The 26,337-nt window shown below is 58.8% G+C and carries 28 protein-coding genes; 15 read left to right on the top strand and 13 right to left on the bottom strand.

All coding sequences use genetic code 11. The features are described from left to right. Positions 1-19: 19 nt before the first annotated feature. A complete protein-coding gene (gene pilG, locus JJO78_RS00365; protein WP_007154228.1) occupies positions 20-412 on the bottom strand; it encodes a twitching motility response regulator PilG in 393 nt (130 codons plus the stop codon). Positions 413-707: 295 nt separating this feature from the next. Here pilG and gshB point away from each other — a divergent pair, with 295 nt between their 5' ends. The 8 genes from gshB (at position 708) to JJO78_RS00325 (ending at position 7,647) form a co-directional block, all read left to right on the top strand. Further along, a complete protein-coding gene (gene gshB, locus JJO78_RS00360; RefSeq protein WP_273622644.1) occupies positions 708-1,655 on the top strand; it encodes a glutathione synthase in 948 nt (315 codons plus the stop codon). Between the two features lie 39 nt (positions 1,656-1,694). Continuing rightward, a complete protein-coding gene (locus tag JJO78_RS00355; RefSeq protein ID WP_273622643.1) occupies positions 1,695-2,561 on the top strand; it encodes an energy transducer TonB in 867 nt (288 codons plus the stop codon). After that, a complete protein-coding gene (locus JJO78_RS00350; RefSeq protein WP_273622642.1) occupies positions 2,558-3,124 on the top strand; it encodes a YqgE/AlgH family protein in 567 nt (188 codons plus the stop codon). The genes JJO78_RS00355 and JJO78_RS00350 overlap by 4 nt, the downstream gene beginning before the upstream one ends. Continuing rightward, positions 3,117-3,557 carry a Holliday junction resolvase RuvX gene (gene ruvX / locus JJO78_RS00345; RefSeq protein ID WP_273622641.1) on the top strand — a complete coding sequence of 147 codons (441 nt, stop codon included), beginning with the start codon at positions 3,117-3,119 and terminating at the stop codon, positions 3,555-3,557. Before JJO78_RS00350 ends, ruvX begins: the two co-directional genes overlap by 8 nt. A 32-nt stretch (positions 3,558-3,589) precedes the next feature. Beyond that, positions 3,590-4,099, top strand: coding sequence for a bifunctional pyr operon transcriptional regulator/uracil phosphoribosyltransferase PyrR (gene pyrR / locus JJO78_RS00340; RefSeq protein WP_213479735.1), 510 nt, complete (start codon positions 3,590-3,592; stop codon positions 4,097-4,099). Between the two features lie 31 nt (positions 4,100-4,130). Then, entirely contained in the window at positions 4,131-5,144 is a 1,014-nt protein-coding gene (locus tag JJO78_RS00335) for an aspartate carbamoyltransferase catalytic subunit (RefSeq protein ID WP_036211371.1), read from the top strand. Continuing rightward, positions 5,141-6,412 carry a dihydroorotase gene (locus JJO78_RS00330; RefSeq protein WP_273622640.1) on the top strand — a complete coding sequence of 424 codons (1,272 nt, stop codon included), beginning with the start codon at positions 5,141-5,143 and terminating at the stop codon, positions 6,410-6,412. Before JJO78_RS00335 ends, JJO78_RS00330 begins: the two co-directional genes overlap by 4 nt. Positions 6,413-6,723: 311 nt before the next feature. After that, positions 6,724-7,647 (top strand): putative solute-binding protein, encoded by a 924-nt coding sequence (locus JJO78_RS00325; RefSeq protein ID WP_226910031.1) that lies wholly within the window; start codon positions 6,724-6,726, stop codon positions 7,645-7,647. 41 nt (positions 7,648-7,688) lie between these two features. Here the strand turns inward: JJO78_RS00325 and JJO78_RS00320 are convergent, their stop codons facing one another. After that, on the bottom strand, positions 7,689-7,961 hold the full coding sequence (locus JJO78_RS00320; RefSeq protein WP_036211361.1) for an HU family DNA-binding protein: 273 nt from the start codon (positions 7,959-7,961) through the stop codon (positions 7,689-7,691). Between the two features lie 290 nt (positions 7,962-8,251). On the opposite strand from JJO78_RS00320, the gene JJO78_RS00315 reads away from it, so the two are divergent. Together JJO78_RS00315 and JJO78_RS00310 are read left to right on the top strand one after the other, a co-directional pair. Beyond that, on the top strand, positions 8,252-9,316 hold the full coding sequence (locus JJO78_RS00315; protein ID WP_075194702.1) for a hypothetical protein: 1,065 nt from the start codon (positions 8,252-8,254) through the stop codon (positions 9,314-9,316). A gap of 25 nt (positions 9,317-9,341) precedes the next feature. After that, positions 9,342-11,402, top strand: a complete 2,061-nt coding sequence (locus JJO78_RS00310; protein WP_273622639.1) for a TRAP transporter large permease subunit — start codon at positions 9,342-9,344, stop codon at positions 11,400-11,402. A gap of 10 nt (positions 11,403-11,412) precedes the next feature. Here the strand turns inward: JJO78_RS00310 and JJO78_RS00305 are convergent, their stop codons facing one another. Beyond that, complete coding sequence (locus tag JJO78_RS00305) at positions 11,413-12,372, bottom strand: AraC family transcriptional regulator (protein WP_273622638.1); 960 nt, start codon at positions 12,370-12,372, stop codon at positions 11,413-11,415. A gap of 415 nt (positions 12,373-12,787) precedes the next feature. Between JJO78_RS00305 and JJO78_RS00300 the strand changes: the two genes are divergently transcribed. The 3 genes from JJO78_RS00300 to JJO78_RS00290 are packed head-to-tail and all read left to right on the top strand — an operon-like array spanning position 12,788 to position 18,565. Then, positions 12,788-13,978, top strand: a complete 1,191-nt coding sequence (locus JJO78_RS00300; RefSeq protein ID WP_273622637.1) for an efflux RND transporter periplasmic adaptor subunit — start codon at positions 12,788-12,790, stop codon at positions 13,976-13,978. Beyond that, a complete protein-coding gene (locus JJO78_RS00295; protein WP_126811101.1) occupies positions 13,975-17,178 on the top strand; it encodes an efflux RND transporter permease subunit in 3,204 nt (1,067 codons plus the stop codon). The genes JJO78_RS00300 and JJO78_RS00295 overlap by 4 nt, the downstream gene beginning before the upstream one ends. Then, complete coding sequence (locus JJO78_RS00290) at positions 17,171-18,565, top strand: efflux transporter outer membrane subunit (RefSeq protein ID WP_075194706.1); 1,395 nt, start codon at positions 17,171-17,173, stop codon at positions 18,563-18,565. The genes JJO78_RS00295 and JJO78_RS00290 overlap by 8 nt, the downstream gene beginning before the upstream one ends. 18 nt (positions 18,566-18,583) lie before the next feature. On the opposite strand, the gene nfsA is transcribed toward JJO78_RS00290, so the two are convergent. From nfsA to JJO78_RS00270, 4 genes are all read right to left on the bottom strand, one after another. Beyond that, the gene (gene nfsA, locus JJO78_RS00285; protein ID WP_041336492.1) at positions 18,584-19,321 is read right to left on the bottom strand and encodes an oxygen-insensitive NADPH nitroreductase; all 738 of its coding nucleotides are present in this window, start codon (positions 19,319-19,321) and stop codon (positions 18,584-18,586) included. A 124-nt stretch (positions 19,322-19,445) separates the two neighbouring features. Next, positions 19,446-20,063 (bottom strand): PEP-CTERM sorting domain-containing protein, encoded by a 618-nt coding sequence (locus JJO78_RS00280; RefSeq protein WP_083637149.1) that lies wholly within the window; start codon positions 20,061-20,063, stop codon positions 19,446-19,448. A gap of 165 nt (positions 20,064-20,228) precedes the next feature. Beyond that, positions 20,229-21,086, bottom strand: coding sequence for a class A beta-lactamase (bla, locus tag JJO78_RS00275; RefSeq protein WP_075194707.1), 858 nt, complete (start codon positions 21,084-21,086; stop codon positions 20,229-20,231). Further along, the gene (locus JJO78_RS00270) at positions 21,087-21,755 is read right to left on the bottom strand and encodes a DNA-3-methyladenine glycosylase I (protein ID WP_041333014.1); all 669 of its coding nucleotides are present in this window, start codon (positions 21,753-21,755) and stop codon (positions 21,087-21,089) included. Positions 21,756-21,836: 81 nt separating this feature from the next. On the opposite strand from JJO78_RS00270, the gene JJO78_RS00265 reads away from it, so the two are divergent. Continuing rightward, positions 21,837-22,016 (top strand): DUF2897 family protein, encoded by a 180-nt coding sequence (locus tag JJO78_RS00265; protein ID WP_036211340.1) that lies wholly within the window; start codon positions 21,837-21,839, stop codon positions 22,014-22,016. A gap of 157 nt (positions 22,017-22,173) precedes the next feature. Beyond that, a complete protein-coding gene (locus tag JJO78_RS00260; protein WP_197061359.1) occupies positions 22,174-23,454 on the top strand; it encodes an MHYT domain-containing protein in 1,281 nt (426 codons plus the stop codon). On the opposite strand, the gene JJO78_RS00255 is transcribed toward JJO78_RS00260, so the two are convergent. The 6 genes from JJO78_RS00255 to JJO78_RS00230 form a co-directional block, all read right to left on the bottom strand. Next, entirely contained in the window at positions 23,418-24,098 is a 681-nt protein-coding gene (locus JJO78_RS00255) for a hypothetical protein (RefSeq protein WP_052479407.1), read from the bottom strand. The two genes, JJO78_RS00260 and JJO78_RS00255, sit on opposite strands and share 37 nt — an antisense overlap. 23 nt (positions 24,099-24,121) lie before the next feature. Next, complete coding sequence (locus JJO78_RS00250; RefSeq protein WP_273622636.1) at positions 24,122-24,607, bottom strand: hypothetical protein; 486 nt, start codon at positions 24,605-24,607, stop codon at positions 24,122-24,124. Positions 24,608-24,627: 20 nt separating this feature from the next. After that, positions 24,628-24,987, bottom strand: coding sequence for a VOC family protein (locus JJO78_RS00245; protein ID WP_075194708.1), 360 nt, complete (start codon positions 24,985-24,987; stop codon positions 24,628-24,630). Between the two features lie 4 nt (positions 24,988-24,991). Continuing rightward, positions 24,992-25,177, bottom strand: a complete 186-nt coding sequence (locus JJO78_RS00240; RefSeq protein WP_226909987.1) for a hypothetical protein — start codon at positions 25,175-25,177, stop codon at positions 24,992-24,994. A gap of 59 nt (positions 25,178-25,236) precedes the next feature. After that, positions 25,237-25,614 carry a nuclear transport factor 2 family protein gene (locus JJO78_RS00235; protein ID WP_041333026.1) on the bottom strand — a complete coding sequence of 126 codons (378 nt, stop codon included), beginning with the start codon at positions 25,612-25,614 and terminating at the stop codon, positions 25,237-25,239. Positions 25,615-25,731: 117 nt separating this feature from the next. After that, positions 25,732-26,328: a glutathione S-transferase family protein gene (locus JJO78_RS00230; RefSeq protein WP_091643144.1), complete on the bottom strand. Its 597-nt coding sequence runs from the start codon at positions 26,326-26,328 to the stop codon at positions 25,732-25,734. Between the last annotated feature and the right edge of the window lie 9 nt (positions 26,329-26,337).

Raw genomic sequence — 26,337 nt, 5'->3', positions numbered from 1 at the left:
GTTCTTTGCTGCAGCAGTTTTATTGTTCCGCCTGGGGAACATACTGGCGAATCGTGTTTAGAAGCTCGTCCTTGCTGAACGGTTTGGTCAGATACTGGTCTGAACCGACAATCCGGCCTTTGGCCTTGTCGAACAGTCCGTCTTTACTGGAGAGCATGATGACCGGCGTCTTTTTGAAAGAGGAGTTGTTCTTGATCAGTGCGCAGGTCTGGTAGCCGTCCAACCGGGGCATCATGATATCGACGAAAATGATATTGGGTTGGGAATCGGCGATTTTCGCCAGAGCGTCAAAGCCATCCGTTGCGGTAATGACTTCGCAACCGACTTTCTTAAGAAGGGTTTCGGCGGTGCGACGAATGGTCTTGCTGTCGTCGATCACCATAATCTTCAGATTCTCGAAGTTGTCATCCATTGTCCAACTGCCTTGCGCTCAGCGACTGTCGTTATTTTCAACCGGGGTTTTTAACACAAACATTAACGATGTTCTATAAATCCCGCTCATTTATAGAGTATTGGCGGCCGGATAAAAAGTATAACTTTGTGACCAAATGTACTTCTGCCCGGAAAGTCACGTAATTGATACGGGATTTCTCCGGATGCATTCGCGGCTCGGGTACAATACCATCTGTGTCCACAGCATAGCACTTATTCCCAGGATCGCTCTGCAGACCGGTTCGTGTTTTCAACCTTTTACCTGGCGAGGCAATATGACAGTCCGACTCGGCATCGTGATGGACCCCATCGAAAAGATCCATTTCAAGAAAGACAGCTCTCTGGCCATGTTGCTGGCGGCGCAGAAGCGGGGCTGGGAAATCGAGTACATGGAGCTACCGGACCTGTACCTCAAGGGCGGACAGGCGAGGGCGCGAACCCGTGACCTGACCGTACACCTGGACCCACAAGACTGGTTCGGTTTCGGTGGCGCCCAGGACCGGGCGCTTGGTGATCTTGACGTCATCCTGATGCGTCAGGACCCACCGGTGGACCGGGAGTTCCTGATGGCCACGTTCATTCTAGAAATTGCCGAGCAGCAGGGCGCCCTGGTGGTCAATCCGGCTTCCACGCTGCGGGATTGTAACGAAAAGCTGTTCGCCGCCCAGTTTGAGGACTGCACGCCGCCGTTGATCGTTACCCGCTCGGCTGAGCGACTCAAGGAATTCTACGCTGAGCATGGTGATGTCATCATGAAACCGGTGGACGGTATGGGTGGGCGCTCCATCTTCCGGGTCAAGGAAAACGACGACAACCTTGGGGTGATTATTGAAACCCTGACCAACTATGGCGCCCACCAGGCCATGGCGCAGAAATACATACCCGAGATCAAGCAGGGCGATAAACGCATCCTGCTGATCGACGGCGAGCCGATTCCCTACGCGCTTGCGCGTATCCCCTCGCAGGGTGAAAATCGTGGAAACCTGGCCGCTGGCGGGCGAGGAGAGGGTCGTGAACTCACGGTACGCGATCGGGAGATCTGTGACCGCGTGGCGCCAGTGCTCAAGGAAAAAGGGCTCATTTTTGTCGGCATCGACGTCATCGGTGACTACCTCACTGAAATCAATGTCACCAGTCCCACCTGTATTCGGGAACTGGATGCCGCCTACGACATCGATATTTCCAGCGAGTTGCTGGATGCCATCGAGCGCCGTCTGAAATAATGACCTCCAGCCAGGTCTAACCGAGGGTAAATAGCAGGAATGGCAGTACAGGTCAGCGATTTTGATCGGTTTTCGTTCACGCTCTTCATGGCGCTGGCGCTCCACGCCATCGTGGTGCTGGGTATTACCTTTGCGCCCGAGTCTCCGCGCTCCTCGGCTCAGACCATGGAAATCACACTTTCCCAGTTTGACGACGAAACCGATCCGGAGGAGGCTGATTTCCTGGCTCAGACCAGCCAGAAAGGCAGTGGTACCGAGGATGAGCCGGTGGAAATGACCACGCCGCAGCCTTCCGACGTCAGCCAGCCGGAGGTCGCTGAGGTTCAGCCGGAACCTCCGTCTCGCGTTGAGCCCAGGCAAGAACAGGAACAGCCGGTGGTGCAGACACAGGCTCAGAATGAACGCCAGGTATCAAAGCCCTCGGCAGCGGAACCAACATCGGAAGAGCCGCTACCGGTGAAGGAAAAGAAAAGCCTGATGGAGCGCAGCCTGGAAATTGCCAGTCTGGAGGCGCGGTTTGATCAGCAGCGCAGGGCCTACGCCAAGAAACCCCGGGTCATGCGGGTAACCGCGGCCTCGACGTTGAAATCGACCAACGCCTGGTACGTTCAGAACTGGGTCAGCAAGGTAACCCGTGTCGGCAATATCAACTATCCTACCGAGGCCAGGCGAGCCGGAATCTATGGCACTCTGCGGATGCTGGTTTCCATGAGGGAGGATGGCACAATAAAGGAACTGGCTATACTCGAATCATCCGGCAGTAGTGTGCTTGATGATGCGGCAATACGCATCGTGAGAATGGCAGCACCTTTCGCGCCTTTCCCGGATGAGATGCGAGAGAATGTCGATGAACTGGAAATTATCCGCACCTGGGTATTCGAACGGCGGGGGCTGACATCGGGATGACAGCATCAAAACACTCTCCACACAGTCTGCGGCACCAGTTTCTGGTGGCGTCTCCTTATTTGCAGGATCCACGTTTCCACGGTGCAGTGATCTATCTGTGCGAGCATTCGGATGAAGGCGCCCTGGGGCTGACGGTGAACCACCCTCTGGACATCCACCTGGGGGAAATTCTGGAGCAGCTGGACATGGAGGGTGGCGAGCTCGACGTGCCAGTATACGGAGGCGGCCCGGTTCAGCCCGAGCGCGGGTTTGTGCTGCATTCCCCGGACGCAGGCTGGCAGAACACTGCGCAGGTGGCTGACGACGTCTTGCTGACCACCTCCCGTGACGTGCTGTCTGACATTGGTGCAGGCAGGGGGCCGACGAGTTACCTGGTGTGCCTGGGCTATGCCGGCTGGAGTGAGGGACAGCTGGAAGAAGAGCTCTCCAGCAACGCCTGGCTGACCTGCCCCGCCACCGCCGATATCCTGTTCAGGACACCCTGGGAAGACCGGTATCAGGCCGTGCTCAAGCTTATTGGCATTGATCTCAACCAGCTCAGTGAGTTTGTGGGCCATGCCTGAGGCTGGCAACCGGCGTGTAATGGCGTTTGATTTCGGTACCCGCCGGATCGGTGTGGCCAGTGGTCAGGAAATTCTGGGGACTGGCAAGCCTCTGACCATGCTGCCGGCCCGTGATGGGATTCCCGACTGGGAACAGATTGGTCGGCTGTTGAAAGAATGGCAGCCGGACCGGGTGCTGGTCGGCCTGCCCCTGAACATGGATGACACTGAAAATGACATGTGTGCACGGGCGCGGAAATTTGGCAAACGCCTGCATGGTCGCTTTCACGTCGAGGTTGAGATGGTGGACGAACGTCTCACCAGTTTTGAGGCCAAGGGCGATGTAATGGCGTCCGGTGGCAGCCGTGATTTCGGTCGCGATGGCGTCGATGACCGCGCCGCCGTTCTGATTCTGGAAACCTGGTTTCACCAGCAGGAGTCTCGTTCGTCCTGACCGGGCCCGGGCTGCTGACTATGGGGATTTAAATGACTGCATTGCTTGAAATCGACCGGCTGCTGGATGACCTGGAAGCTGGCCTGCGCAAGAAACTGGAAGAGCGGGGCGTAGCCTCCCCGGCGCTCATTGGCATTCGTACCGGTGGTGTCTGGCTGGCGGATGTCATGAGTAAACGCCTGGGTCTCCAGGAACCCTGGGGGGAACTGGATATTTCCTTCTACCGTGACGACTTCAGCCGCATAGGGCTGAACCCGAAAGTGAAGCCCTCCAGCCTGCCGTTCAGCACCGAAGACCGAGACATTATCCTGATCGATGACGTGATCATGAGCGGCCGTACCATTCGCGCGGCCATGAATGAAATCTTCGATTATGGCCGGCCGGCGAGTATCATCCTCGCCACGTTGGTGGATCTGGGCGCTCGGGAGCTGCCCGTTCAGCCAGATGTAACCGGACGGGTGCTTGCCCTGCAGTCGCATCAGCGTGTCAAACTGCGCGGGCCGGACCCACTGCACATAGAACTCCAGGAAACAGGCCACTAATCAGCGAACGCATAACATCAACAGGCGACCCATGACGGCAACCGATCCCTCACAAACCTCCCTGCAGCTGACCGCGGACGGCCAGTTACGCCATTTCCTGACCCTCGACGGTCTGAACCGCGCGCTGCTGACGGAAATCCTGGATACCGCGGATTCGTTTATCGAAGTGGGGGAGCGCAGCATCAAGAAGGTGCCACTGCTGCGGGGTCGCACCGTGGTCAACCTGTTCTTCGAATCCAGTACCCGCACCCGCAGCACCTTCGAACTGGCCGCCAAACGGCTGTCCGCCGACGTGCTCAATCTGGACATCAACACTTCCGCAACGTCCAAGGGCGAATCCTTGTCGGACACACTGCTGAACCTGGAAGCCATGGCCAGCGATATGTTCGTGGTGCGCCACTCCCAGAGTGGTGCCCCCCATTTTATCGCCGAGAGCGTTACCCCTGGAGTTGCCATCATTAATGCCGGCGACGGCCGCCACGCCCACCCAACCCAGGCCATGCTGGACATGCTCACCATTCGCCAGCACAAGGGCGGATTTGAAGGCCTGAAAGTGGCGATTGTCGGTGATGTGCTGCACTCGAGGGTGGCCCGTTCCCAGATTCGTGCCCTGAATGAACTGGGCGCCGCTGAAGTGCGCGTTATTGCGCCCGCCACCCTGCTACCAAGGGACGTTGAGAGCCTGGGGTGCACTGTGGAATATGACATGACCCGGGGTATGAAGGATCTGGACGTGGTGATCATGCTGCGCCTTCAGAAAGAGCGCATGGAGGGTGCACTGCTGCCCAGCGAACGCGAGTTTTACCGGCTCTACGGCCTGAATCAGGAGAAGTTGGCGCTGGCCCATCCTGAATGCATCGTCATGCACCCGGGGCCGATCAACCGGGGTGTGGAAATCGAGTCCGCAGTCGCCGACGGGCCACAATCCGTGATCCTCAATCAGGTCACTAACGGTATCGCCATTCGTATGGCGGTGATGTCCATGGCCATGGGAGGTCAGATGGCCGAGCGCAGTCGCAAACTGGCGGGGAGGGCCCAGGGATGAGCAGCCTTAAGATTATCGGTGGCCGCCTGGCCGACACCAACGCTGAAACCACCGTTCTGGTCCGTGACGGGCGAATCGCCGCCCTGGGTGAAGCGGCCGAAAAGGAACCCGCCGACCACGATTTCAACGCCACAGGCTGCCTCCTGACACCCGGATTTGTGGATCTGTGCTGCAACCTGCGTGAGCCGGGCAACGGCCAGAAAGGCAATATTGCCTCGGAAAGCCTCGCCGCCGCTCATGGCGGCTTCACAACCCTGTGTGCCTCACCGGACACCTCGCCGGTCAATGACTCCGGCGCGGTGACCAACCTGATCCTGGACGTGGCCGCGAAGCGCTCTTCGGTGCGGGTATTGCCGGTTGGCGCAATAACCCGTGGCCTGGAAGGCGAACTGCTCAGTGACATGGCCGGCCTGGCCGGTGCTGGCTGTATCGCACTGGGCAATGGAGCCCGCCCGGTGAAAAATGCCAGAGTGTTGCGCCGTTGTATGGCCTATGCCCGGACATTTGGCCTGACGGTGATGTTCAGCCCCGAGAACCAGGCGCTGGCAGCGGACGGCTACGCCCACGACGGCCTGGTGGCTTCGCGGTTGGGCCTGCTGGGTATCCCGGAGGTGGCGGAAACCGCCGCGATCATGGAAATGCTGTTGCTGGCGGAGGAAACCGGGGTTCGACTGCACCTTGGCCAGCTTTCCTGTGCCCGCAGCGTGGAAATGCTGGCCGATGCCCGCAAGCGTGGCATTGCAGTGACCGCCGATGTGGCCATGCACCAGTTGATGTTCACCGAGGACGCCCTGTCAGGATTCGACAGCCGCTATCACGTGCGACCGCCACTGCGCTCTGAAAAAGACCGCCAGGCGTTGCTCGGCGGTGTGCGGGATGGCGTGATCGACGCCATCACCAGCCAGCACCAGCCCCACGATTCCGCTGCCAAACAGGCGCCTTTGGCGGCGACGGAACCGGGCCTGTCCACCATCGAAAGCACGCTGTCCATGGGGTTGTTGCTGGTCGAACGTGGCGAGCTGGACATGGCTAGCCTGATCCGCTCGCTGACTGGTGGCCCGGCTGAAGTGATTGGCCGTTCTGCCGAGCTCCGGCAGGGTGCGGTTGCAGACCTGTGTGTGTTTGACCCCGATGCCACCTGGGTTCCCAACGACAGCAGCCTCAGCTCTGTTGGGCGTCATGTGCCGCTGCCAGGAAAGGCCCTCCCGGGCGTTGTTCGCCTGACTCTGTGCGATGGGCGGCAGGCGTGGCCTCAATCTGACCTGTAGCTCCCCGCTTCATATTGGCAAAGTGTGGCAGAGGTTGCGTAACCTCTGTCGAGCCCGTCACAGTTCCTTACCTTTTTGCCCCAGAGCCCTTGAAGACAGGCACCTGTGCCAACGTATTCTTACCATCGCCGGCATAGTCTCGGCGAAGGAATGCGGTGACCTGTACACATGTGGATGTGCCGTCGCCCAACAATAATAATTCAGGAGTCATCCCCGTGAAATCAGTCAACCTCCCGCGAAAGGCCACTGCGGTGGCAGCCCTGTGTGCCACTCTTGCGTTGTCGCCGTTCGTCCAGGCGGAATCAGACATCATGGAGCGAAGCTTCTGTGTGTTTGATCCGGTCGGTGCCAACGGTCCCCTGTTTGCCATTACCAAAACCTTCCAGCCGGTAGCCCTTAAGGAAGGTATCAAGCTGGACCTGCGTGCTTATACCGACGAGAAAGTCGCGGCCGAGGATTTCAAGGCCGGGCAGTGCGATGCGGTTTTGCTCACCGGTACCCGTGCCCGCGAATTCAACAAGTTTACCGGCACCCTGGAAGCCATGGGCGCTGTGCCCGGTGAGGAGGAAATGCGGCTGCTGTACAACACCCTCAGCCAGGAAAAGGCACGCCCGTTCCTGATTGACGGTGACTACGAAGTGGCTGGCGTATTTCCCGGTGGCGCGGTGTATCTTCACACCCGGGATCGGGCCATTGATTCCGTGGAAAAGCTGCAGGGCAAGCGCATTGCCACGCTGGATTTCGATACCGCGTCCGTGCGCATGGTGCGCCACGTAGGGGCATCTGTAGTGGGCTCCAACTCCGCCAACTTTGCTGGCAAATTCAACAACGGCAGTGTTGACCTGGCCTACGCTCCGGCGGTTGCTTATTCGCCCCTGGAACTCTACAAGGGCGTGAACCCGAACGGTGGCGTATTCAAGTACGCCCTGGCCTATATGAACTTCCAGGTGATCATCCACCGCGACCGCTTCCCGGACGACGCCGGCCAGATGGTGCGTGACCAGGCCATCAAGCGTATTGACGAGGCCTATGAAATCATTGCCGAAGCCGAAGCCGGTATCCCCGACGACATCTGGATGCATCCGCCACAGGAAGACGTTGCCGAATACGACAAGATGCTGCGCAAGGTGCGGTTGTCGTTGCTCGAAGATGGTGTCTACGACGAGCGTGCGATCAGTCTGATGAAGGCGATCCGCTGCCGGGTGGACGGTGCCCGTTCCGAGTGCGCCTCCTGAGCCGACAATGAAAGGGGCCCGGGCGGGCCCCGGTTATCGCTTTAACGGATGGAGTCTTTCAGTGCCTTACCTGCCTTGAAGCCGACAGTTTTGCTGGCGGGTATCTTGATGGTTGCACCCGTTTGAGGGTTACGGCCATCCCGAGCCTCACGGCTGCGGATGTTGAAGGTGCCGAAGCCAATCAGAGTGGTGTCTTCGCCACGGGCCGCGGCGGCGGAGATCTGGTCAGTAACAGCGGTAATGACTTCGCTGGCTTTGTCCCGGGACAGTCCGGTTTTATCCGCAACGGCGGCGGCAAGTTCAGGTTTGCGCATCAGGTACTCCTTTTTGTCGTTTTTGGTCACTGGCCGACGGATGCGACGCCGTCGGCTGATCAAAGCTATAGCGGTTTGCGGGCCAATGTGCAAACCGGCAATTGAAATGCATTTGAAGCGCCGTTTCCATTTGCGGGATGTGTCTCATAAAAACAGGGAGTTGTCGGCGATAATGCCGATTCGGTTACAAACCGTAACAGATTGTGAGTGCGGCCCTGGCCTGGTGACACTCCGGTTCTGAACCAACGCTCCGAACAACAAAAACGCAGAAGAGTAGAAGGTACAACGTTATGACGAGTATTCAGAAACCTGTCAGTCAGGCTCATCGGGGCAATACACGTTTCCGTAGTGCAATGGCCGCTGTGCTTGCCAGTGTGGTTTTGAGTGGTTGTGGTGTCGTCAACAACATGATCTATAAAACCACCGGCGACGTGATGCAGGGCTTTTCCCGCAATCACACCGTGCCCTATCTACTGGAAAGTGACGACCTCGCCATGGGGTGCGCCATGAGTGAGGCCACCGCGCCCCTGCTGATGTCTTTTGGCCGGGTTACCAGTGAACCTGACCAACTGGCGGTGATGCTGTACCTCTCGGCTGGCGGGTGTGCAGAGGAGCAGGCACGGGAACACGAACTGGATGGTCTGGCCGCCCTGCGTGCGATGGACGCGGAAGAAGCGGAAGACGCCATGATTCGCCAGAAGCGCGCGCTTTCCCTGGCCGCCAAACGCTATCACCGGGGCTGGAAGCACCATAACGCCTTCTATGGCAAACCCGATGCAGGTGAGTGCCCTGATTTCGATGACGACCTGGGCGAGTTCATCTACATGGCGGGCTTGTTGTCGGGCTTGCAGGCCCTGAACGCTGAAATTCAGTCCACCTCGTCCATTGGCGTCCCCAAGAACATCGGCTCCACGGTTTCTCGCGCGACCCGTTGTCTGGAAAACGACAAATGGTGGGGGGCTCCCATGGCACTGCGTGCGACGGTCTGGGCAATGATTCCTGGCGCACTGCCAGAGGGCGAGGATCCTTTTGAGCGGCTGGAAATTGCCGACGCGCAGGGCGAGGAAGCCGGTGTCAGGATCAGCCACGTGTTCCACGCCATCGCGGCCCAGAACAAAGGTGACGAAGAACGCCTTCGCGATGTGATCCGTAGCCACGCTCAGGCCATCGAGGAAACACCAGCGAACGAGGAGTGGGTCTTTGTCGATGCGATGGCCACGGACATGATTGTGGCGATCTCCGATCGGCTGTGGATGGAAAACACCGGGCACCGGACGCCCATGGGGCAACTGGGTACCTTCTGGGACGACGAGAAGGAGGCGGTCGAAACCATGGATCTGGACGATCTGCTGTAAATCAATGTTCCCAGAGTGAGCTGTTATGTCCCAGGGTGGTTTTCGACGTAATGGGTTGGAGTGGTTGTCCTCTCTGCCGGCCTGTCTGCTTTTGCTGTCGGTGGTGCTGTTCTCCACCAGTAGCGACATCCACAATCAGATGCTGCGTGGCGGCGAGCAATTGTGGAGCGGCTACTACAAGCTGAGAGTCGACCCGGTACAACCCACCTGTGACCCGAACGTGGACATCGACGCCGCCGTTCAGGAAGAGTTGGCGAAAGAGGGCTCCGACAATCCCATGGCGGCCCTGCTGGGAGAGTCGGAAAAGGATCCGGATGAAGTTCGCCTGGCCATTGAACGTTCGGTGGCGGATTGCCGCCAGAGCTACCAGAGTTACGAGAACCTCAAAGACAAGCTTACTCCCGGCGTAAAAGCCTACCGGGCAGTGGAGCTGTTTGTGGCCGACCTGATTGCCTTCGGCCTGGAGTCCCAGCGCTACATACTGGTGATCCTGGTAATGCTGTGCGCGGTGACCGCCACCCTGACTCGCCACCACATTGCCATGCGGGCCATGGAGACCCGCCTGGACTACATGGTTTCCCACACGCTGCAGACCGTCGCCAATGCCATGCTCCTGGGGTCCAGCGTGATCTTCCGCCAGTCCAGTTTTGGCGCCGACACCACCATGTCGTCCGATGAGCTGTTGCTCCATAACCTGTGGATTACCGGTTTTGCCGCATTGACGCTCACCAGCCTGTATCGGCTTGTCAGGGTGCCGAATGACCTGAGGGAAGGCGGTGATCTGAACAAAGCCTTCCTGGCGGTGCCTCTCTATACCGTCATGTGCCTTATCTCGGGGACTTACTTTGCGCTGATTGGTCACGCCTCTGGTATCGGTATCTATCTGGGCAAAATGATGGAGCTCTCCGACATGTTCCTGAACGTCGGGCTTTACGTGTGGGTAGGCATGATGCTGAAGCAGACGCGCCTGGCCACCCTGGTGTTCAATGTCTTCCGGCCCTGGCGCATGCCACCTGAAATGCTTGCTGTTGTAGCGGTGCTGGTGGCTGCGGTGCCCACTGCCTACACTGGCGCGTCGGGGATCTTTGTCATTGCGGCCGGCGCGGTTATTTACAGCGAACTACGCGCTGCCGGTGCCCGCCGTCATCTGGCGCTGGCGGCAACCGCCATGTCCGGGTCCATGGGTGTGGTCCTGCGGCCCTGCCTGCTGGTGGTGGTCATTGCCTACCTGAATCGGGAAGTCACCACCGACGAGTTGTTTGGCTGGGGTATATGGGTGTTCGTGCTCACCGCGACCATGTTCACGGTCGTTGCCCTCACGGTGAACCGTCAGAGCAAGTTCAATCTGGCTCCGGCCTCCACGGCCTTTCCACCCATGATGTCAGCGTTGAAGCATCTTATCCCTTATGCGCTGGTCATCGCTGCGGTGGTACTGCTGTACCGTTTTGCACTGGATGTGCAGATGGATGAATTCTCTGCCCCTCGGCTGTTACCAGTGATCATGCTGGCCATCCTGCTGTACGAACATGTCAGCCTGAAAAACCGCAAAGGCCGGGCCAGTGGTGAGATTAATCACCAGGGCCTGGAACGCAGCTTGCGCTCGGCTACCAACGACACCACGGCGGAAATCGGCGCGCTGTTGCTGCTGCTGGGTCTGTCGGTCAGTATCGGCGGGGTGATCGAACGCTCCCATATTATGGGAACCTTCCCCCAGGCATTCGACAGTGCCTGGTCTGCCATGCTGCTGATGGTGCTGATCCTGGTGGTATTGGGCATGATCATGGACGCCTTCGGCGCCGTTATCCTGGTGACCGCCACCGTGGCCACCATCGCCTACAGCAGTGGCATACACCCGATTCACTTCTGGATGGTGACCCTGGTCGCCTTCGAGCTGGGTTACCTGAGCCCGCCGGTGGCGCTGAACCACCTGTTGACGAGGCAGGTTGTCGGGGAAGCGGAAGTGCTGGCAGCACAGCAGGAAGAGGGCACCTTCTACCAGCGCCACGAGCGTATCATCATGCCACTGATTGCCATGGGCATTTCACTGGTACTGGTAGCGTTTGTGCCGCTGCTGTTCTACGCCTGAGTGTGAGGGGTCAAACTGGCTCTGCTGCCCGGTGTTCGCCACGCAGAAGCGTAACGTCGGCCCTGGGCGGTGCACCGAACAGGCGGCTGTACTCGCGGCTGAAATGCGAAGGGCTTTCGTAACCCACCCGATAGCTGGCGGTGGCAGCCTCAAGCCCCTCGGTCAGCATCAGGCGCCGGGCCTCATGCAGACGCAGCTTCTTCTGAAACTGCAGTGGCGACATCCGGGTCACCTGCTTGAAACTATGGTACAGGGTGGATTCGCTCATATTGGCCGCTTCCGCCAGTTCACTGATTCGTAGCGGTTCGGCGTAATGATCCTTCAACGTCGAGATAACCGTGGAAATGCGGTGTGCCTGGGAATCAGCGGCCGCAAACTTACGCATCCGTGACCCCATCTCGCCAATCAGAGCGCGATAAATGATTTCCCGCCGAGCCAGGGGTGCCAGAATAGGAATATCACCGGGCGAATCCAGCAGGCTGAGCAGCCGGTAGAGCGCGCTCTGCATCCGTTCATCCATCGACGACATACACAGGCCGCATTGCACCTCCGGGCAGGATTCGGTCGGGTGCAGCGGGGGTGCCTTGTCACCCAGTTCGAGCACCAGCTCCGCCACTTCCTGAGGGTCTACCTTGAGCTTTACCGCCAGATAGGGGTGTTCCTCCGAGGCATCAACAATTCGCCCCAGTACAGGCAGGTGGACTGAACTGGCCAGATAGGACAGGGGCTGGTAGGTGATCTCGCGGTCACCCAATTGGATGGTCTTGGTGCCCTGAATCACGAAACACAATGAAGGTTCATAGACACTGGAACCGCAGCTGGACGGTTCGTTGCAGCGTATCAATTCCAAGCCATCAATGGCTGAACCCTGAATGCCCTGGTGTGTCGTCCATTGACTGGCGACACGGGCGAGCTGTTGCTGCAGATTGAGCGTGAGATTTCCGGAAATCTCAGGAACGTTGGCAGTCATCGGTGGGTCTCCCTTTGGCGGCAGTATAATCCTTCATAACCTGAACTGTACGGGTTCTCAGGCAATTTCTGCAGGATCAGGCAATGACCACGCAGAAATTGGCAACCCGGCCTCTCCGGCATAAACCATGCCGGCAGAATCGGGCAAGCTTCCCGCAGTAACCCGATACCGCTTTATGCCTTCCACTGGATATTGTTGTGCTCCCGTTGGGTAAACATTACCCGATCCGATTAACCGGCGCTATGTCACCCATAGCCAGCATCTCGATTCAAGGTTATTGACCTCAAGTTAACTTGAGGAAATAAGCTTCGTGTCGAATTCGTTTTACCCCAAGCGACTTAACAAGCGATCCAACCGATTACTTGGCAAAAACGGGAACGCCCACAAGGTGAACCCGATAGCGGAGCGAGAAACCATGGAAAGTCTGACTGCAAAACCGTTCAGAGGGTCTGGCCGTGTACTGGGCCTGGCTGTAGCGATCACTGTTTTATTGACCGGCTGCGAGGCGCAAAGCGATGAAGCTGCAAGCATGCCGCCTCCGCCGGAGGTGGATGTGGCGGAAGTGGTCGTGGAACCGGTCACTCTCTGGGAATCATTCACAGGCCGTGTGGCATCGCCGGAAACGGTGGACTTGCGGCCTCGCGTCAGTGGCTACATCGACAAGGTGGCCTTTGAGGAAGGCGAACTGGTGCAGGCCGGCGAGCTGTTGTTCCAGATAGATCCACGTCCGTACGAAGCCCAAAAGCAGGCGGCGAGTGCCGAACTGGCGCTGGCCAACAGCCAGCTTGATCTGGCCAGAAGTGAAGCCGGCCGGGCCAAGACGCTGCTGGAAAGCCGGGCAATATCCCGTGAGGAATACGATCAGCGCAATACCGCGTTGATGAGCGCCCGGGCCCGTGTACAGGCTGCCCAGGCCGCGCTGGATACCGCCGAGCTGAACCTGCAGTACACTCGTGTAACTGCACCTGTCAGTGGACGGACTGGCAGGGCCCTGGTGACCCAGGGCAACCTGGCGAACGCCGACCAGAGCCTGCTCACCACGGTAGTTTCGGTAGACCCGGTGCACTTGTATTTCGAGGCCGATGAGCAATCGGCGTTTAGTAGCCAGCAGCTGCTTGCCAATGGTCAGCCCAGGGATGTGCGCATTTCACTGGGTGGCGAGGATGGCCGTCAGTACCAGGGCGAGCTGGATTTCGTCGACAATCACCTGAATCCGGGGACCGGCACCCTGCAGTACCGTGCCGTGCTCAACAACCCGGACGGTCTGATCAAGCCCGGCCAGTTTGCCCGTGTGGAAATGCCCGTGGCCGAGCTGGACCAGGCACTGCTGGTCAACCGCAAGGCGGTGCTGACCGATCAGGACCGTCGTTTCGTCTACGTGGTGGATGAACAGGATCGGGTTGCGCCCCGGCAGGTCACTACTGGCCGTCAGGTGGATGATCTCCAGGTGATCCGTGAAGGTCTCAACCATGGCGATCTTGTGATCATCAATGGTGTGCAGAAGGTGTTTGGCGCTGGTATGCAAGTCAAGCCGCAGCTGGTTGCCATGAAAGAATCCGACCAGGGAGAAGGCGCCGTTGCCGTCGCCCAGGAGCTGGCGCAATGAATATCTCCCGATTCTTTGTCGACCGGCCGATATTTGCGGCGGTGCTGTCCATCATCATCTTTGCCATCGGGTTGATTTCGATTCCGAACCTGCCGGTCAGCGAGTACCCGGAAGTGGTGCCTCCGTCGGTGGTCGTGCGCACCGTCTACCCCGGCGCCAACCCCAAGGAGATTGCCGAAACCGTGGCCACACCGCTGGAAGAAGCCATCAGTGGTGTCGAAGACATGATGTACTTCAAGTCCGTGGCGGGCTCGGACGGCGTTCTTCAGATGACCGTCACCTTCCGGCCAGGCACCGACGCCGAGGAGGCCACCGTACGGGTGCAAAACCGTGTCAGCCAGGCCCAGGCCCGGCTGCCGGAGGAGGTGCGGCGGCAGGGCGTGACCACCCAGAAGCAGTCGCCCACGTTCCTGATGGTGGTGCACCTGACATCACCGAGCGGCACCTACGATACGCTCTACCTGCGTAATTACGCGCGGTTGCATGTGCGCGACCGGCTGGCCCGGATCCAGGGTGTTGGCGACGCGCAGATATTCGGTGGCGGTGATTACGCCATGCGCGCCTGGCTGGACCCGGACCGTATTGCGGCCCGTGGCCTGACGGCGAGCGATGTCGTCCGCGCCATGCGTGAGCAGAACGTACAGGTGTCTGCCGGCCAGATTGGCGCGGAACCGGTGCCGGACAGCGACTTCCTGACACTGATCAACGCCCGTGGCCGACTTGAAACCGTGGAAGAGTTTGGTGACATCGTGCTCAAGCGCGGTGACAACGGCGAGATTCTGCGCCTGGAAGACGTGGCCCGGTTGGAAATGGGGGCCGGTGACTACACCCTGCGCTCGCAACTGGATGGCAAGGATGCGGTGGCCCTGGGTGTTTTCCAGGCGCCGGGCGCCAACGCCCTGGAGATCCGCGACGAAGTGATCGCCACTATGGATGAACTGTCTGCCCGCTTCCCGCAAGGGGTGGAGTATGAGGCGGTTTACGATACTACGATCTTCGTCAGCGATTCCATCAAGGCGGTCATTGCCACCCTTCTGGAGGCGGTGTTGCTGGTGGTACTGGTGGTCACGCTGTTCCTGCAGACGTGGCGGGCGTCGATTATCCCGTTGCTGGCGGTACCAGTGTCGGTCATTGGCACCTTCGGCGCGCTGTACCTGTTGGGCTACTCCATCAATACCCTGACGCTGTTCGGCCTGGTGCTCGCGATCGGTATCGTGGTGGACGACGCCATCGTGGTGGTGGAGAACGTCGAGCGTAACATCGAGGAAGGCCTGAAACCGCTGGCGGCGGCTCATCAGGCCATGAAGGAGGTCTCTGGCCCTATCATTGCGATCGGTCTGGTGCTGTGCGCCGTGTTCATTCCCATGGCGTTCCTCTCCGGGGTTACCGGCCAGTTCTACCGGCAGTTTGCGGTGACCATTGCCATTTCCACGGTAATTTCCACCATCAATTCGCTGACCCTGTCGCCGGCGCTGGCGGCGATGCTGCTGAAACCTCACAGCGCCCCCAAGGATCGGCTGCAGCGTGTGATCGACGCGTTGTTTGGTTGGCTGTTCCGGCCCTTTAACCGCTTCTTCAACGCCAGCGCCGAGAAGTATCAGGGTGGCGTGTCCAGCTCCCTGCGCCGGCGCGGTGCGGTGTTTGTGGTATACGCGCTGTTGCTGACGGGTACCGGGCTGATGTTCAAGGCGGTGCCGCCGGGCTTCATCCCCATCCAGGACAAGCTCTATCTGATGGCGGGCGTGAAACTGCCGGAAGGGGCCTCCCTGGAGCGTACCGATCAATTGCTACAGAAAGTCACCGACATCGCCATGGAAACCGAAGGTGTGGCCAACGCCGTGGCATTTCCCGGCCTGAACGCACTGCAGTTCACCAACACCTCCAACACCGGTGTGGTGTTCTTTCCCCTGAAACCGTTTGACGAGCGCAGCCTCAGTGCCGGGGAGATCAACGCCCAGATCAACCAGAGAATCAGTGGGCTGAAAGAAGGCTTTGCCTTCTCCTTCATGCCACCGCCGATCCTGGGCTTGGGTAATGGCTCCGGCTATCAGTTGTTCATCGAGGACCGTGGGAATCTCGGTTACGGGGCCCTGCAGAACGCGGTGAACCAGTTCCAGGGGGCCATCAGCCAGACACCGGGCATGGGGTATCCCATCACCAGTTACCAGGCCAATGTGCCGCAACTGGATGCGGAAGTGGACCGGCTCAAGGCCAAGGCCCAGGGCGTGCCCCTGACTGAAGTGTTCGACACCCTGCAGACCTACCTGGGGTCCACCTATGTCAACGACTTCAACCGGTTTGGCCGTACCTGGCAGGTCATCGCCCAGGCAGACGCCCCCTACCGCGACAGCGTGGAGGACATTGCCCGCCTGCGCACCCGTAACGACCAGGGCGAGATGGTGCCGATCGGCTCGATGGTGAACATTCGCCAGAGCTTCGGACCGGACCCGGTATTGCGTTATAACGGCTACCCCGCAGCGGATATCGCCGGGGAGGCGGACCCAAGGGTGCTGTCATCGGCCCAGGCCATGGATACGCTGACAGCGCTGGCGGACCAGGTGCTGCCAGCCGGAATGGCGTTTGAATGGACCGACCTGAGCTATCAGCAGGCCACCCAGGGTAATGCCGCGCTGGTGGTGTTCCCGCTTGCCATCCTGCTGGTGTTCCTGGTTTTGGCAGCGCTTTATGAGAGCTGGACCCTGCCGTTGGCGGTGATCCTCATCGTGCCCATGTGCATGCTCTCGGCATTGATCGGCGTGTGGTTTAGCGACGGGGACAACAATATCTTTGTCCAGGTGGGTCTGGTGGTGTTGATTGGCCTGGCCTGCAAGAACGCCATCCTGATCGTGGAATTTGCCCGCGAACTGGAGCTTCAGGGGCGGAGCATTGTGGAGGCGGCGCTGGAAGCCTGCCGGTTGCGGCTGCGGCCCATCATCATGACCTCCATCACCTTTACCGCTGCGGTTGTGCCCCTGGTGCTGGCCACCGGCGCGGGCGCCGAGGTGCGTGAGGCTTTGGGCACGGCCGTATTTGCCGGCATGATCGGGGTCACCCTGTTTGGCCTGTTCCTGACTCCGGTGTTCTACGTGGCGCTGCGCAAGCTTTCTGGAAGCCACCCGCTGAAGAGCCATCATACATCCACACTGTCTTCCGATGACGGCGATAGCGAAGACGCATTGCCAGGAGGTAGCCATGCTTAAAGTCATCACCATGACGGGGGCTCTGGCCCTGTTAACAGGATGCGCCGTGGGCCCAGATTACCAGGCCCCGACGACGCCGGAACCGAATGCGTTTTCGGAAGGGCGAACCATGGTTGCCGGTGGAACCGATCAGCAGCGTTTCTGGCAGGGATTTGATGATCCTTTGCTGGCACGCCTGATTGATGATGCCCTGGCCGCCAACCTCAGTCTGGAAGGCGCCGTCGCTCGCTATGAGCGCGCGGCCGCCCTGCTGTATGGCGCCGAGCGGGATCAATGGCCCAGCGTCACGGCCAGCGCCTCTGGCGCCGAACAGTATCTTGCGGATATTGAGCAATCTCCCCCCGGTGCCGGGCCAGAACGGGTGCAGCGTTACCAGGCTGGCGTTGCCGCCAGTTGGGAGCTGGATCTGTTCGGGCGCCTTCGCCGTGCGACGGAGGCCCAAAGGGCGGAACTGGAGGCAGCCGGTGCCGATCTCGGTGCCGTTCAGGTAGCCATCGCGGGCCAGTTGGCCAGCAGCTATTTTGAGCTGCGAGGCCTTCAGCAGCAGTATCAGGTTGCCCTGCAGAGTGTGGCTTTGCAGCAGCAGTCACTGGACATCGTGGAAGCCCGGGTAAAGGCCGGGCGTGGTACCGAGTTTGATCAGGTCCGTGCCCGTGCCCAACTGGAACGGACCCGGGCCGAATTGCCCACCCTGCAGGCGGGGATACGAGGGGCCATGCACCGCATTTCCGTGCTGACGGGCCAGCCGCCGATGGCGCTTGTCGATACGCTGTCACCTCGTGGAGCGCTGCCGGAAACCCTGCCGACGATTCCCGTGGATAGCCCGGGGGAAGTTCTGCGCCGCCGCCCGGATATCGCCGCTGCTGAGCGACGCCTGGCGGCCTCCACCGCCCGCATTGGGGTGGCCACCGCTGACTTGTTCCCTCGCTTTACCCTGAGCGGGCTAATCGGTTCCGTTGCCGGCGACACCAGCGATCTGTTCACCGGTCCGGCGGAAACCCGACGCGTTGCCCTGGGCATTGACTGGACTTTCCTGGACCACGACCGGGTCAAATCCCGTATCGAGGCGGCAGGAGCCGATAGCCGTGCGGCATTGGCCAGCTACCAGCAAACGGTGCTGGAGGCCCTGGAAGAGGCAGAAACGCGGCTGGTGCGTTATCAGCGAGCGCAACAGCGGGAAGAGCGGCTGGAACAGGCGATGAATAATGCCGAGCACGCCGTGGAACTGGCCCGGGCTCGCTATGAAGAAGGGTTTATCGGCTATTTCGAGGTGCTGACGGCGGAACAGGAGTTCACCGCCACCCGGGATGCGGCCGTGCGTAGCCGCACAGCGGTCACCCTGGCGATGGTGGATGTCTACCGCTCGCTGGTAGGTGCGCCGGGGTAAGTCTCCCGGCGATCCTGATTACTTCATCTCGAAGCCCTTGCCGCGCAGGAAATCCCGCATGTGGGGGCGCAACTTGGATGTAAACAGTGGTTTCAGCTGTTGCGACCAGTTGGTGTCCTTGGTGCCCCCGGTGCGGGCCTGGTAATAGGTGTTCATGGTGGTGTCGAATTCCGCCACCAGTTCCGGATCGCGTTCGCTTTGGTAATAATCCTCTTTGAGGATGGACGCCAGTGGCAGTCTCGGTTTCACCTCGGGTGCCTGGTCCGGATACCCCAGGCACATACCGAACACCGGATATACATGCTCCGGCAGACGTAGTAGCTCGCTCACCTCCGCTGGGTTGTTACGTATGCCCCCGATATAACACAGGCCCAGCCCCGCCGATTCTGCTGCGGTGGCAACGTTCTGGGCCACCAGGGCAGTATCGATGCTGGCCACCAGCAACTGCTCGGTCATCCCGCGGACTACCTCGGCACCTGCGCGTTCCGCGGCATCCGTGGCCCGTTTCATGTCTGCGCAGAACACCAGAAAATCTGAACTTTCCGCCACATAGCGTTGGCCGCCACTCAACTCCGCAAGGGCCTCTCGGTTGTTCGGATCGACCACATGGATAATGGAGTAAGCCTGCACATGACTGGACGTAGCGGCGCTCTGGCCAGCCCGGATCAGTTCCTCGAACAGCTCGCGGGGAATCCTGCGGTTCTGGAACTTGCGGATTGAACGGTGTGATTTAAGAAGCTCAATGGTGGGATTCATAGCGCCCTTCAGCATGACAACGGAAAGCGCTTATCCTGCCATTGGCAGGCGATGATGGCAAAAAGGGCCCCGCAATCATCATTACGGGGCCCTTTTAGAGGTCGAGCGTTTTTTTAGCCAGCGACTAGCGGCGACGGCGAAAGCCCAGGCCGAGCAGACCTAGCCCCATCAGCGCCAGCGTGCCCGGTTCAGGGACCTGTGCGGTTACTCTTACGTCGTCGAGGAAGTTGCCGACGGTGCCATCCGGGCTCACGGAAGTGAACTTGATGGTGGTTTCCAGAGCGCTGGCAATGAAGCTTCCTGAGAAGATGCTCCAACCACTCGTTACATGATCATTCAGCAGCGAATCGGCACTGTTTCCATTGGAAATCAGGGACAACATGAAGCTTTCAGAGTTGTTCTGGCGAGCGCGGTAAGCAAAGCTCAGGTCATAACGCTGGCCAATGGTGGTATCAATGGTCTGGTAGATGCCAAATGGGCCATCCATGTCCGGGTGGGCATTCAGCTCGGCAAACTGGCTGCCGTCATAAGCGTTCACGCTGTTGAAGCCACTCTCCCAGATTTCAATGTTGCTGCCGGTCCAGCCAGCGACCTGGTCAGATGTAAAAAACTGCCAGGTGCCCGTAGTCACGTTGGGGTTTTCGAAGCTGCCATTCTCGATCAGGTTAGCGGTTGCCGGAGCGGCGAATGCGAGGCCTGCGGCAAGGATGCCCAGTGTGGCGATACGGTTGATAATGCTCATGTGGCCTTTCCTTAATGGTCATCAGTGTTGATCTGCACTGATAAAGGCAACATGTGGGCCACTGTCAAAAATTCTCCTTGAATTCAGATGCCACGATGATTTTTGAGCGCAACCTTGAAGGCAGTGTGTAAAGAATTCTGACAGGCCGGCAGCTGTTGCTGGCGATCAGAAGTGCTTCACAATAGCGCCCCCGAGGTCTCTGATAGCGCCATTACGTTCATCAAAAGACGCACCGGTTTGCGTTATATAGATCGCGATCACCAGAGGCGGGCGATGGGGTGGCCATAGCACGGCAGTGATTGAACGGGAGCCGTGGCCGCCGGCTCCAGAGCGGTCTCCGATTGTCCAGTCCGGTGGTATCGCTGCCCGGAGCAAGTTGTCACTGACACGGTTGCCTTTGAGCCAGGTAACCAGAGTATCCCGGGAACCTTTGGATAGCGCCTCACCAAGTACCAATTTGCGGAGGTTCGCGACCATCGCCTTGGGACTTGTGGTATCTCGCAGGTCGCCCGGCGTGGCCTCATTGAGTGAGGTTTCCGTCCGGTCCAGCCGCGTAACGGTATCGCCCAGATCGCGTGCATACGCGGTAACGCCGTCGGGGCCATCAATGGCCCCCAGTACCAGATTGGCGGCGGTGTTGTCGCTGGTGGCCATTGTCGCTTCACACAGCTCCCGCAAACTCATACCTGCCTCTTCCCCTACACGTGTCTCAGTGACCGGTGAATAGGTCACCAGATCGTCCTTGCTGAAGATCACTCGCCGATCCAGATCAACAGTGCCGTTATCCACCTTTGCCAGCAACGCCGCACAGGCCAGGGTTTTGAAGGTGCTTGTGATGGGGAAACGGTCATCGCCGTGATAGTCCCAGGATTCTCCAGTCCCGGAATCATAGAGGGCGATGCCCACGCGTGCGTCCAGGCGCTGTTCCACGGTTTTCACCGCCTCAAGCAACGGGTTGGCGTGGACCAGAGAAAGCGTGGAGGTCATCAACCAAAGGGCGAGCATTAACAGGGCGGAACGCATCTAATCTCCCACTGAGTAAGACAGAATTCGCGACAGGTGGCTGTAGGGCAGGCCAGTTTCCTTATGCCAGTCGTTGAAGGCCTGCTGTGCCTGCATCAAGGCCTTTTTGCTGCCGGGGCTGGCATCCAGCCGTTCCTCCCGATGCAACCCGGCGGCCACATCCGACGACAGGATAAACCCATCCCAGCCTACCCGACGCAGGAAATATTGGGCGGTGTTGCCGCCGAGGCGGGCACCGTGGCGTTTGAACCACATCAGCAAGCCGACCTGATCGTGCGAAGGCCACTGGCTCAGGAAGGCTCCAAAGCCACCGTGCTCACGGGCGCCATCCACAATCATCCGGGCGTTGTCCGGCACCGTGCGAATTTTCTGCATGTTGCGCACAATGCGTTCATCCTGTGCCAGATCCTCCAGCACTTCTGGCGGAACCTGCTGCCAGTACAGCGGCACGAACCCCTTGAAGGCATCTTCAAATCCCGGCCACTTGTTCTCGATCACTCGCCACACGAAACCGGCCTTGAAGACGCAGCGTGTGACCTCGGACAGGTAGCGGTCGTCACCCATGGCTTCAAGCTCACCGGGCGCCGCAACCCGGGGCAATATGGCGCGTAGCTCGACTTCGCCGCCTTTGCGGGCGGCTGCCTGATTGTAAATTCTGGAGAAGGACATCGTAATTTCCGGAATCCGGTTGTCGGGTTGAAGGCGTGTGGTCCACTATAAGGTAAATGGGTTCAATGAAGGAGCCAAGCCATGCCACTTATCGGATGGGTTTTTGTCATAGTCGCGCTGGCCCTGGTGGTCGGCAGCCTCTTCGTGCTGCGGGACAGCGCCAACAGTATGAAGATCTCTGACGAAAAGATGAAAAAGATCCAGGAACGCAAGGCCGAGGTAGAAGCTGAGGAAAGTGCGGAGGACCGGGAGCAGTGGTAATTTGCTGTCCCCGTTAGACATTTCACGAAAATTCACATTGTCGATGAAACGGTAGCGCAAGAGCCCCGTATCTCTGATGAATTTCTCATTTCACGGCAGTTTGGCCATTGGCGAAACCGGTCGTGAACAGTGTTCATCCAGAAAAACGGGTTTCAGAATGACGGGATATTACGATTACACCCTGGTGGCCGCCTCCTTTGTGGTTGCGGTACTGGCATCGTACAGCGCGCTCTACTTCGGCGCACAGCTTGCTACGCTCGAACAGGCAAAAGCCAGGCTATGGCTGGCGCTCGGGGCTCTGACGATGGGAACCGGGGTCTGGGTCATGCATTTCGTAGGCATGCAGGCCTATGTGATGCCGATGGAAATGAGCTACGACCTCACCATTACCCTGATTTCCTGGGTTGCCGCTGTGGGTGCTTCGGGACTGGCCCTGCATATCATCGGCAAGGACCGCGCGGGCCCGCTGCAGATCGTTATCGGCAGCCTGTTCATGGGCGGCGGTATTACGTCCATGCATTACGTCGGCATGGCGGCCATGGAGATGGAGCCGGGGATGCGCTACGACCCGGTTCTGTTCAGTGCTTCCGTTGTCATTGCGGTCGGGGCCTCGGGTGTGGCCATGTTCATTTGCCGCCGCTTGCAGTCAGTACAAGGCCTCAAAGGAACCGCCCTCCAGCTCGGCGCCGCCCTGGCCATGGGCGTGGCTATCTGTGGAATGCACTACACGGGCATGGCTGCCATGATCTATCCTGAAAACGCCATGCCCGCTGCAGACAATCTGCTATCGGGTGATTGGCTGGGTGCCCCGCTGGCCCTGTTCAGTGGCGTATTGATCCTGGTCGCTCTTTTTGCCTCCGCCAATGACGTCAAGCAGCGCCGGAACGCTGAAATCCAGGCGCTGGAGGAATCCCGGCGTGTCGAGCGCAAAGCACTGTACGATTCGACCACAGGACTGCCCAACCGGGCCAGCCTGGCGAATCATCTGGTCAAGGAACTGGCAAGGAGTGAAACCGACAAACACGAGTTCGCTGTGCTCTACCTGGAGGTTGCCAACCATCGGGAGATTCCCGACAACCAAGCTGAAGACGCAATAGCCGCCCTGGCCAGAACCGTGAGGACAGCCGTCGATGAAGGAACCTACCTGGCACGCCATTCAACCAGTGCGTTCGTGTTGCTCGTGACAAACCCCGCAGACGACAAACACAAAGACCTGTATCAGCGCCTTCGGAATCTTCCGACGGAAACAGAAAGTGGCGTTACACTTGAACTTCGAGCCGGGCAGAGCGTGTTCCCCAACTCCGGGCGTAATAGCCGGATGCTGATGAAAAAAGCGATGGAAACCTCAGAGCTTCGAAAGCTGGGGCTCGCCAGCATGAACGAAGAGGTAAAATCGGCGGATTACTTCGAGGCGCGTTCAGCATTGCCGGAAACATGATGCTGGCGGGTCAACGACGCCAGTTCATTTTGCAGCGGATCCAGCAACCGGGCCCTGACGGTAGGATGCACTCGCGATTCCGGGTAGCAAATGACCAATCGAATGTGGGATATGTGTTCGTCCTTCGGGAAAACAATATTCTCAACGTACTGGCCTGATTGGCTGGCTTTCATCAGGTTGCGCTCAGGCTTTTGATCGGACCCAAGCCGGTCGCCCTCTGAGAAAAAATTAAGGCACCTGAAGACGTTGGCCGGCGCCTTGCGGGGGTTGAATCCCCATTGGGCCGGCAACGTTCGGCCCAGGCCGCCTGCCGCAATGGTCACAACCAGGTCGACTGTGATGTCACGCCGGGCGAGTTCACGTGCCACCTTGATCGCCTCGAAACCGCCCTGACTATAGCCGACGATGGCTATTCTGCGGTTGGCGCCAGCTGCTTCGCTTAAATCGTCCGCGATGGCTTTCGTGGGATGCATATGGCTGTACATCGTTGTGTCGTGGTAACCGGACTCCTTCATCATGCGAAGCAGGTGTTTCCGCATAAGGTCATGGCCCATAAGGCCGTGAATCGCCGCCACCTTTGGTCCATTGAAACCAGGTTCAACTGCCGGGTAGTCCGGTGCCTGGGGAAAAGGAATTCGTATCATCGACTGCTTTTCTCTCTATTGGGCTATTGGGAGGAGCTTTGATCCACCAGCCGAATCGCAACACCGGCATGCTTCGCCCCGGCTTTAGTTTGGTGATGGGATTCGAAAAGACTCACCCATTGGCCTGCTTCCAGTACCAGCGTCCCCTGGCCCGCGAGGTTGCCATCACGGGTTGTGTATTCACTGGCATAGGTGAGCTGGAATGAACCAGAGGGCTTTTCCACCGGGCTGATCTCATATCCCATGGACAGCTCCCGCGACGCAACAAAGTTACTGTGTTCGGTTGTGACTGCTCCCACCCGCAGAACCCTCGAATCATCCAGAAACTCCGGCAACACATCGGCTGGGTCGCCATCAGGTTCGGTAGCCTGGCATTCACAGTAGCGGATTTCCAGAAGCAAAGGTTGGCTATCGAGATAGTCTGAAGGCGTGGGCTGGCCGGCTAACGTCAGGTCAGGGAGGGTGGAAAGTGCTAGCAAGCTGATATTGCGCAATGTCTTCCTTGGCATTTGGGGCTCCTAAAGATTGTTTACACCACTGGCTCTGACCAAACGGCATACTCATTGCCATTGGGGTCCGAGAAATGAAAACGGCGACCGCCCGGAAATGAAAAAATGTCCTGCACGATGGCACCGCCCGAGGACGTCACTTTTTCAAGGGTGGCTTCCAGGTCGGCACTGTAGAGGACTATCAGGGCACTTCCGTTGCTGGTGGTAGCGACCTTATCCGATTTGAAGAAGCCACCGTCCAGCCCGGCATTCTCAATAGCAACGTATTCCGGCCCGTAGTCTACAAACGACCAGCCAAACGCGCTGGCAAAGAACCGTTTCGTGACGTCAAGATCCCGTGAAGGGAGTTCAACATAGTTGATCTTTCCGGTTTCTCTCATGTCCCTAATCTCCCTCGACGACGGCTTCCCGTTCCCTCTCGTACTCATCGTACGATTTGTTGGAGCGCGCCATACACTCTTCGTACTGAGCCGGCGGAACCGTATTACATTCCTGTCGGTTGTTGTGCTGGATGTTGTCGTAAACGGCCTTGTTGCTGCATCCAGCTACCGAAAAAATGAAACACGTCATCAAAACTCTGTGCATGATTTTACCGTCCCTAGAAGGCAGCTTTGGCGCAGCTACCATTTTCAGTTGGCGGAAGGCAGGTTGCCTCCCAGCATGTTCTCAACCACCGCTGCATTGTAGAAGGCTTCAACGGTCTGGATCTTATCGTTGCGCACGCGGAACCAGACGGCCAGCCGCACATCCCCAATCGGTTCAAAGTGGGTCTGGTAATCCAGAATCGCGAATACGTGCTCCCCGTCGGCACTGAGCTGCCGGAGGACGAGGTCTTTCTGGATGGCGGCCATACCGAACTGGTAGGACAACATGTCATCCGGACTGAGGAAATGCATGTTCGGCCCCACATATTCAAACCCGTCGGCAACCAGCCACGCTTTTGCCTCATCAAAGCGATGAGCACGGGTATCGGCGATGAACTGCTCCACGACGTCTTTTGGCTGCATGTACAGACTCCATTCCAAGACAGGACGATTTAAGTGCCTGGATCTGCGTAGATTGCATTGTTCTGCCACCCAGATCAAAGCATAGCGATTATTGTTATCGTCGTGGAGTCTTAAACCTTATTTAATCCCTGGCATCCCGATGTATCCAGGCAGCGATTTTATACGGTCGATCCAGGCCTGGATGGCTGGGTATCGCTCGAGTGTTACGCCACCTTCCCAGCCCGTTGCGACGTAAGGAAACACGGCACAGTCGGCAATGGTGGGCCGGCCCAGTGCCAGCCATGGATGTTCGCTGAGATGTTTCTCGATCAACGGAAGAACTTTAGCACTGACTTCCAGTGCGCGCGCCTTGTCCAGCGGGTACCCGAACTTGTCGATCAAACGGGCGGCGTTCGGGCCAGCGTGAATCTCGTTGGCGGCGGTCGACAGCCACTGCATGACTTCGCCCTGCTGTGCTGCGCCGTCTGGCCACCACTGGTTGCCGCCGTATTGGCGAGCCAGATACACCAGAATCGCCTGAGAGTCGCGCAGAACAACGCCATCATCGGCCAATACCGGCACCTGGCCCCAAGGGTTGAGTGCGATAAACGGTGATTGTTTGTGATCGCCACCCGGGAGATCCACCGGCTCCAGTTCGAGATTGATGCCCGCCAACGCAGCATACAGACGGACTTTGTAGCAGTTCCCGGACAATTCCAGATCGTATAGTTTCATGGCATGTGC

The sequence above is a fragment of the Marinobacter sp. DS40M6 genome (assembly GCF_028581595.1).
Lineage (GTDB): Bacteria > Pseudomonadota > Gammaproteobacteria > Pseudomonadales > Oleiphilaceae > Marinobacter > Marinobacter salarius.
Note: the sequence above shows the minus strand (reverse complement) of the source record. Positions and strands in the feature narration are given on the sequence as shown.